Annotated in this window: 6 protein-coding genes and 1 pseudogene; 3 read left to right on the top strand and 4 right to left on the bottom strand. The window is 36.7% G+C overall.

The features are described from left to right. Window positions 1-70: 70 nt before the first annotated feature. The 3 genes from AC1DPQ_RS11420 to AC1DPQ_RS11430 all read left to right on the top strand — a co-directional run bounded on the left by AC1DPQ_RS11420 (window position 71) and on the right by AC1DPQ_RS11430 (window position 1,265). Window positions 71-352: a hypothetical protein gene (locus AC1DPQ_RS11420; protein ID WP_477584627.1), complete on the top strand. Its 282-nt coding sequence runs from the start codon at window positions 71-73 to the stop codon at window positions 350-352. Window positions 353-416: 64 nt separating this feature from the next. Beyond that, entirely contained in the window at window positions 417-863 is a 447-nt protein-coding gene (locus AC1DPQ_RS11425; RefSeq protein WP_477609346.1) for a hypothetical protein, read from the top strand. 51 nt (window positions 864-914) lie between these two features. Next, a complete protein-coding gene (locus tag AC1DPQ_RS11430) occupies window positions 915-1,265 on the top strand; it encodes a VOC family protein (RefSeq protein WP_477609348.1) in 351 nt (116 codons plus the stop codon). A gap of 179 nt (window positions 1,266-1,444) precedes the next feature. On the opposite strand, the gene AC1DPQ_RS11435 is transcribed toward AC1DPQ_RS11430, so the two are convergent. From AC1DPQ_RS11435 to AC1DPQ_RS11450, 4 genes and pseudogenes are all read right to left on the bottom strand, one after another. Further along, a complete protein-coding gene (locus tag AC1DPQ_RS11435) occupies window positions 1,445-1,807 on the bottom strand; it encodes a hypothetical protein (protein WP_477584629.1) in 363 nt (120 codons plus the stop codon). A 90-nt stretch (window positions 1,808-1,897) separates the two neighbouring features. Beyond that, window positions 1,898-4,345 carry a TonB-dependent receptor domain-containing protein gene (locus tag AC1DPQ_RS11440; protein WP_477609350.1) on the bottom strand — a complete coding sequence of 816 codons (2,448 nt, stop codon included), beginning with the start codon at window positions 4,343-4,345 and terminating at the stop codon, window positions 1,898-1,900. Between the two features lie 136 nt (window positions 4,346-4,481). After that, on the bottom strand, window positions 4,482-6,935 hold the full coding sequence (locus AC1DPQ_RS11445; protein ID WP_477609352.1) for a TonB-dependent receptor domain-containing protein: 2,454 nt from the start codon (window positions 6,933-6,935) through the stop codon (window positions 4,482-4,484). 43 nt (window positions 6,936-6,978) lie between these two features. After that, window positions 6,979-7,812, bottom strand: a pseudogene (locus tag AC1DPQ_RS11450) (hypothetical protein); the annotation flags it as partial.

Below are 7,812 nucleotides of genomic sequence, written 5' to 3' on the forward strand. Positions count from 1 at the left end.
GTAGATATACACATAAAATTTAGTGGGTTAGCAATAAAACTTTTGACTTATAACGAATAGAAATAATATCATGAACGACCCGCAAATAAAAAATTTCATAGAAAACTACAATGTATCTGAGACCTATATCAAATCTTTCAACTCATTATTGGATCAAAATACCTGTGCAGATTTAGACATTAGCAACAAGAATATTTCAATAGAAACCGAAAACCTTGATTTTGAACTGCTTGATGGAGATGCGATTGCTTTCAAAAGCCAAATTGATCAAGATGGAAATAAAATAGGTTATTATAGATTGGTTTTCGCCTTGAATGGGGCATTAATAGATGAATTTTTTGTGATTTACTGATGTATTAAACATGCAGATTGTACGGATTTATGCGGATTAAATTAATATACAAGCTTCTCACACGATGAAACACCCAAAAATTGTTTTTGCCTTTTTTATCCTTTGGTTATTACTTGTTTTTATCTGGTATAAAACGGGCAGAAGCCGAAAAACTGAAAATGATAAGCTACTAAAGAACAACATTGAATTTACAGGCACTCTAAAATCTGTAAAGGTCTCCCGAAATCATTGTTTTGCAATAATCTCAATTGACAATGTAAAAAGTAATGCTGCATCTTTTAATCCTGATTTGAAAGATCGATACTTCCCCTATTCGATAAAGAATGCCCAGGCAGAAATTTATACTTCACTATGTGAAGGAACAATTAAAGAAATTGGGAACAACGTAAAATTAAACTCCAATCAAAGAAAATTAATCCTTGAGATAGACCATAAACCTTATGAATTTGAAATTTGGATAATTTCAGAAAGTCCAGATATTAAATTCATTAAGGAAAACACAACACTTTGAATAGATTATGTATAAAGCATTTTTAGTTTATAGTTTCAAAAAAAAGTAAATATGGACATTCGATTACTGGTACTACGAACTAGAGATACAAAACTTCTAGCTGATTTTTACAGTTTACTTGGGCTTAAATTTGAATATCATAAACACGATAGTTCACCTTATCATTATTCAGCTACAATTAAGGGAACTATTCTTGAAATTTATCCCTTGGCGAAAAACCAAACTGAAGCAGACAGGAACTTAAGGTTAGGTTTTGGTATAGAAAATTTTGATCTAGTGATGTATGAATTAAATATATTACAAGCTGATTTTGTTCAAGAGCCAACCCAAACAGAATTTGGTTTTATGTCAATAATTATTGATCCCGATGGACGGAAAATTGAATTGTATAAAAACAGTTAAGTGATCCTTTCTTCGTGTACTTTGCGGTTAAAAAAGCTGCGGAAATACATTGAAACAATTAAGATTCCCGCCTGCGCGGGAATGACGATCGCATTAAATTGTTAGTTTAAACATAGTCGAAGACCACCCAACTTAGTGTCCTCTGCGCTTTCTCTCTGCAATCTTCGGTTAAAACACGATTATTCCGTTAATTTCTGTCTAATCCCTTCAGTAAGTTTTTTCACTTTCATATAGCCTGCCAAAGTGCTGTTCCGCTTATCGAAGTCGATCACTAACCAGCCTTTTTTGGCTTTAAGGTTAAACTTATCACTGCCGTTTAAGTTTACGAACAGATCGATATTCTGATCTAACGGAAGTTCATTATTCAAGGCACTATCCAGGAATTTTTCCAGTTTATCCGTTTTATCTTCGGCATACTTTGCTTCAAATTTGAAACTAGTATCATTATCGGTAGCATTTATAGATAAATAACCGCCACTATTATGGCATCCGTAACCTAAAGCGGTAAATAAAATTGCGATACTGTATATTATATTTTTCATTGTTTTTTGGTTAATTGTTTAAACTGATTAACTGTATAAATTGGTTAATGGGAGATTTACTACCCAGACTTTAGACTAAGGACTAAAAAACTAACCGCCTGCTCTTCCCTTAATATCATCGGTAGCCGTATTCCTGGACCGGGCTGATTTTACATTCTGGTTCCCGAAATTATAGCTGATGCTGAAATTTGCCCTTCGGCTGGTGTAACGGTTCACTACGTTCATATTGATGTTCTGATAAACCAGTTTCCCTTCCCAATGGTTGGTAAGTAAAATATCATCCATATTTAAACGGAGTTTAAGCTTTTTATTCATTAAAGTTTTCTGGATTCCGGCATTTAAAGCTCCCTGGTAAATGGTGGTTTGCTCTACACCCGAAACCCGTGGGGAGTTTAGCCATGCACTAATTTCGATACTAAAATTTTGAGGTAAGGTAAAGGAATTGGAGGTAAAAACATTTACCGCAGCCTTACCCGCACTGTATGCAGCACCTTCAATATTTCCGTCATTAAATTTGCTGTAATAAACACTTACATTATTTTGAATATTCCACCATTTCGTAACCTTGATGGGAACATATAAATCTGCAGAATAATTCTGGAAGCGGCCTAAATTCTGGCGGATTACACTGATCACCCGGGTGGCATCATCCTGTTTACTAATTTGTGTAATCATATCACGGGTATTCGAATAGCTCAGCGAAAAAGAAGCTTGTTTATAACTGTAACTGATCTGGTAATTATCAGTAAACTGAGGTTTCAGATAAGGATTTCCCTGATCAACCGCCAAAGGGTCCATGTAAAACACAAATGGATTAAGCTGTTGGTAATTCGGACGGTCTACCCTTCTGCCATAAGCGTAACGGATGTTATGGTTTTCACTGATCTTCTGATTAACAAAAACCGTTGGAAAAACAGATAGATAGTTCCGGTCTACTTCTTTCTGGTCGGTTACAGAAGTGCCATTAGAATGTGTGTGCTCCGCCCTTAAACCCAGCTGAATCTGCCACACCTTCCATTCTTTAGATAAACTCCCATAAATGGCATTAATATTTTCTTTATATACAAAGTTGTTCGATTTACCCAGATCATTTTGCCATACACCAGATACCAACTGCTCAGAAATAAAATCGTTATTCGTAACTACATAGCTGCTTTTTAAGCCCGTTTCAATTTTCATTGTTTTAGAAAGCGGCAAAGTGAAATCCGTTCTGGCGGCATACACATTGATCTCGGCATCCGTATTATTTCTTAAACTGGTTTGGTTGGTTGGGTTGCCGTTTGCATTTAAATAATTGGCCAAAAAATTTTCATCTTTTTTATTGCTGAAACCCGAATAATCTACATCGAAAGTAAKGCTCTTGCCTTTTTTATCGAAATCGTGTTTAATGTTAAAGTTGGCCGTTAAATTAGCCGCCGGAGAGCTCGAATTGGCATCCTGCAAAATATAGCTGAGGTTCGAAGTTCCATTCTGCACTGCATTAATATTGGTATTGCTAAAATTGGTCAGTTTGGTGTTTACCGTATTGGCATCCAACATTACCCCAAAAATGGTTTTCTCAGAAGCATAATAATCTGCGCCTAGTTTCCCCTGAAAACCAACACCTTTATTTTTACGGTCGAAATTTTGCGTAAGTGAACTGGCCAAACCTTCAGATAAAGTGGTACGGGTTAAAAACGTATTGTTAAATTGGGCTTTGCGTGCCACGGCACCATTTCCAAAAATGTTCCATTTCCCCTGCCTGTGATTTAAGTTCAGGTTTACCCCGGCACGGAACAAATCGCTGGGCGAATCGGGCATAATGCCCTGCCCAGTATTAACAGAAACCGTACCATTGGTACCATAAGCTTTGTTGCGTTTTAGTCTGATGTTGATGATCCCTGCATTTCCGGCAGCGTCGTACCTGGCAGATGGATTGGTAATGAGTTCGATGGTAGAAATCTGATCGCTGCTCATATTGCTCAACAATGTGGTAACATCAGCACCAGATAGGAAATTCGATTTCCCATCGATCATCACCATCACACCACTTTTATTATTCAGTTTAATCTGGTCGTTTTGGCGGTCGATCTGCACGCCTGGGGCTTTCTCTAACACTTCTAAAGCCGTGCCTCCAGTTGCAATAATGCTATTTTCTACATTCAGCACCGTTTTATCGATCTGATGTTCAATAAAAGGTTTTTTGCCCTGAACGCTTACTTCTTTTAATTGTTTGCTTAAACTTTCGATACCGATGGCTGGCAACTTTAAATCACCATTGACTGAAAAGTGATCCGTATTTTTACGCTTAAAACCAACGATCGAGATCGACAGCAGATACTCACCGTTTTTTAACTGGTCGATTGTAAAAGCGCCCTCTATATTGGTCGATACACTTTTAACCACCGTGGTATCAGGATAATTTAAAATCCGAACAATGGCAAACGACACCGGAACAGTCTTTTCATCGACGATTTTTCCCGTCAAAGTATTTAATTTCTGGGCAAAAGAAGCCCTACACGCTATTAAGCATGCAACTAGCGTAAGTAATATTTTCATGATTTCTTCTTTTTTAGGCGTTCTATTTTTATGCCGAGACAAATCTGTTATTGCGAAACACAGTCGGTCTGGAACTTCTGCCTCCAAGCTTTCGCCCCCAGACTCTCAACTCCAAACTCCAAACTTAGAGTCCAGACTAACCCCCAGCTCTTCCCTTAATATCATCTGCCGCCGTTTTCCGGTCCTGGTTTGATTTTAGGTTTTGGTTGCCAAAACTATAACTGATATTGAAAGATACTCTTCTACTGATGTAATTATTCTGCACCCTTAAATTTACATTTTGATAATCAAGCGTTCCTTTCCAGTAGTTGGTTTGAAAAATATCATCAACATTTAACTTAAGTTTTAAAGCTTTGTTCAGGAAACTTTTCTGCACACCTATATTTAAAGCATACTGATAAATAGTGGTCCGTTCTAAACCCCTAACTTTTGGTGAGTTTAACCAGAAATTGGTTTCAAATGCCCAGTTATCGCCCAAAATAATTGAATTTACAGTATTAAAATTGTAGAAGACTTTACTTAAAACAAAGGGGGCGCCCTCTAAATTATCGTCATTAAATTTATTATAAGAAACCCTAAAATTGTTTTGCAAATTCCACCATTTGGCAATGGTTACCGGAACAGATAACCCGGCCGAGTAGTATTCCCCGCTGCCAATATTCCCTTGGCCTACAGTAACTATTCTGGTGCTATCGTTTTGTGCGGTTTTACTATCTAAAATTAAATCTTTTGTTTTAGCATAACTCAATGAAAAAAATAATCCGCTTTTATAATTGTAACTCACCTCAAAATTATTGGTAAACTGGGGTTTTAAGTATGGGTTTCCCTGTGCTATGGTATAAGGATCCATGTAAAAATTAAATGGATTTAACTGCTGGTAATTTGGTCGATCTATCCGTCGGCCATAGGTGTAACGTAGATTACTACTTTCAGAAATTTTCTGATTAACAAAAACCGTTGGAAATAATGATAAATAATGTTGTTTTACCGATGTATTATTGGTTACAGATGTTCCGGTAGATTGGGTAAACTCTGCCCGTAAACCAGCCTGAAATTGCCACTTACCCAGATCTTTTGATAAGTTTGCATAAGCTGCATTTACGTTTTCTTTGTAAATAAAATTATTGCTTTGCCCTACAACATTTTGCCATTCATTATTTACCAATGCCAACGATAAAAAATCATTATTGGTTTTTACATAAGCGCTTTTTAAACCGGTTTCCAATTTTGTAGTTTTTGATAGCGGCCAGGTAAAATCTGTTTTTGCAGCATAAATATCAATGGCTGTTTTACTATCGTTTTTAATGATCGTATTGTTGTAAACAGTCCCTTTTTCATCGTAAAAGTTAGTGTTAAAATTTTCCAGACCCGAGTAATCAAAGCCTGAGTAATCGGCATCAAAGTTTAAACTTGCGCCCTCTTTTTTAAAATCATGCCTGATATTAAAATTTGCGCTATAATTTTTGTTTGGGGTATTCGCATCAGAATATTGGATTAACGAATTATTGCTGGCAACTCCATCCTTAATCTCGTTTATAAAGGTTTGAGAGAAATTATCCAATTTACGTGTATTCGTACTGCCATCAAGCATAATACCAATGGTTGTTTTTTCACCTGCGTAATAATCTGCACCTAGTTTTGCGGCCAACCGCGATCCTGTATATATTTTTTGAAAATTCTGGTTAAACATACTCTGTAAACCATTGGCATTGGTGCTCCGCTCTAAAAATAAATTCGAAAAATTATTATTTTTTGAAGCATTTGCATTGGTGAAAAAATTCCACTTTTCTACACGGTGATTTAAATTGAAGTTAAGCTCCGATCCGTAAATGTTGGTGGGTAAGTTAGCCCTTATTGCATTGCGATAGGTTGAAGAGACACTTCCGTTGGTGCCAAATGCTTTGTTCTTTTTAAGTTTAATGTTGATGATACCCGCGTTGCCGGCAGCATCATATTTAGCCGATGGGTTAGTAATAATTTCGATGGTAGCAATCTGGCTGCTGCTTAAGCCATTTAGATAAACCGTTAAATCGGCACTCGATAAAAAGTTGTTCTTCCCATCAATCATCACCATTACACCTGATTTATTGTTTAATAAAATTTGGTCATTTTGCCTGTCTAACTGTACGCCCGGCGCTTTCTCTAAAATTTCGAGCGCCGTACCACCTGTTGCAATAATGCTGTTCTCTACATTCAGCACCATTTTATCGATCTGATGTTCAATAAAAGGTTTTTTGCCCTGAACGCTCACGTCTTTTAATTGTTTGCTTAAACTTTCGATCGTGATAGCAGGTAATTTCATGTCTTCGTTAAGCGAAAAACGGTTAGTTTTTTTACTTTTAAAACCCACTATAGAAATCGACAATACATACTCGCCGCTTTTCAACTGATCAATTGCAAACGCTCCTTCGATATTGGTCGATACGCTTTTAACCACAGTGGTATCAGGATAATTCAGCACCCTAACAATCGCAAACGATACCGGAACAGTCTTTTCATCAACAATTTTCCCTGTAAGTTTATTTAATTTTTGGGCAAAAGAAGCCCCATATGCCATAAAGCATGCAACTAGCGTAAATAATGTTTTCATGGTTTTTTCTTATAGGTACTTTTATGATGTTTATCGGATCGTATTATTCAGGCGCTATACCCAATTCTTCCTTAACTTCCTTAATCCGGTTTGATACAGAGTCCTGATAAAGGGTATCATTAGGCCTATCTTGGTGCAAATGGTCTAAATCACGTAGCTCTTGCTCTAACTTTTCCTTTTTTAACGCCTCTTCTTTTAATTTTGCAACGCATTTCAAACCATCATCCGTCATAATCCATACACTAGAATCGTTGTGGTCGTTTTCGCTGTCGTTACATTCCCAGGTCCAGTAATTATTAACATAGCGGTAAGCATCCTGCTTTAAAATTAATTTTGTACCCACTGGAATTTCAAGATTTAACCTTACTTCCTGGTTTCTCCAAATGGTTCCTTTTCTCAATTGAAACCGCGGACTAAAAATCAGTTCAGCATCTTTCACTACATAATTGTAGCTAATGTTCTGTGCATTTTGTAAGGCACTTTGAAAAGTTTTACCCTGCGATTCGTATTTCTGTGTTAAACGGGTAACACCGGTTTCACTTTTGTTAATATCAATGCGGATACGGTTCGGCGAAACAAAAGGTCCGTCTTCAAAATCGTCAACTACAATCTGGTGGCGATTGTTCGCATCAATGTGGTAAGCCGCGCTATCTTCTTTACTGAAATATTTACTTTTATCAATATTGATGGTATACACCGGATAAGCTTTCAGGTCGGTTGTTTGTGTTAACTCCGCATGTTGCTTAAATTCTGATGATATTTTAGCTGCTTGATAACCTGTTATAGCTACACCGGCCAACCAGATAATTAACAGGGCAAAAGAAAGTGTTTTGTTAATGGCCTGTTTGTTAAAAGCTACCCTGATCGAGAATAATAC

Source organism: Pedobacter sp. 01T416_2, assembly GCF_056398925.1.

Bases quoted from the DNA above. Each gene is read 5' to 3' on its own strand.
- AC1DPQ_RS11420 (WP_477584627.1), top strand. From the start codon at position 71: ATGAACGACCCGCAAATAAAAAATTTCATAGAAAACTACAATGTATCT.
- AC1DPQ_RS11425 (WP_477609346.1), top strand. From the start codon at position 417: ATGAAACACCCAAAAATTGTTTTTGCCTTTTTTATCCTTTGGTTATTA.
- AC1DPQ_RS11430 (WP_477609348.1), top strand. From the start codon at position 915: ATGGACATTCGATTACTGGTACTACGAACTAGAGATACAAAACTTCTA.
- AC1DPQ_RS11435 (WP_477584629.1), bottom strand. From the start codon at position 1,807: ATGAAAAATATAATATACAGTATCGCAATTTTATTTACCGCTTTAGGT.
- AC1DPQ_RS11445 (WP_477609352.1), bottom strand. From the start codon at position 6,935: ATGAAAACATTATTTACGCTAGTTGCATGCTTTATGGCATATGGGGCT.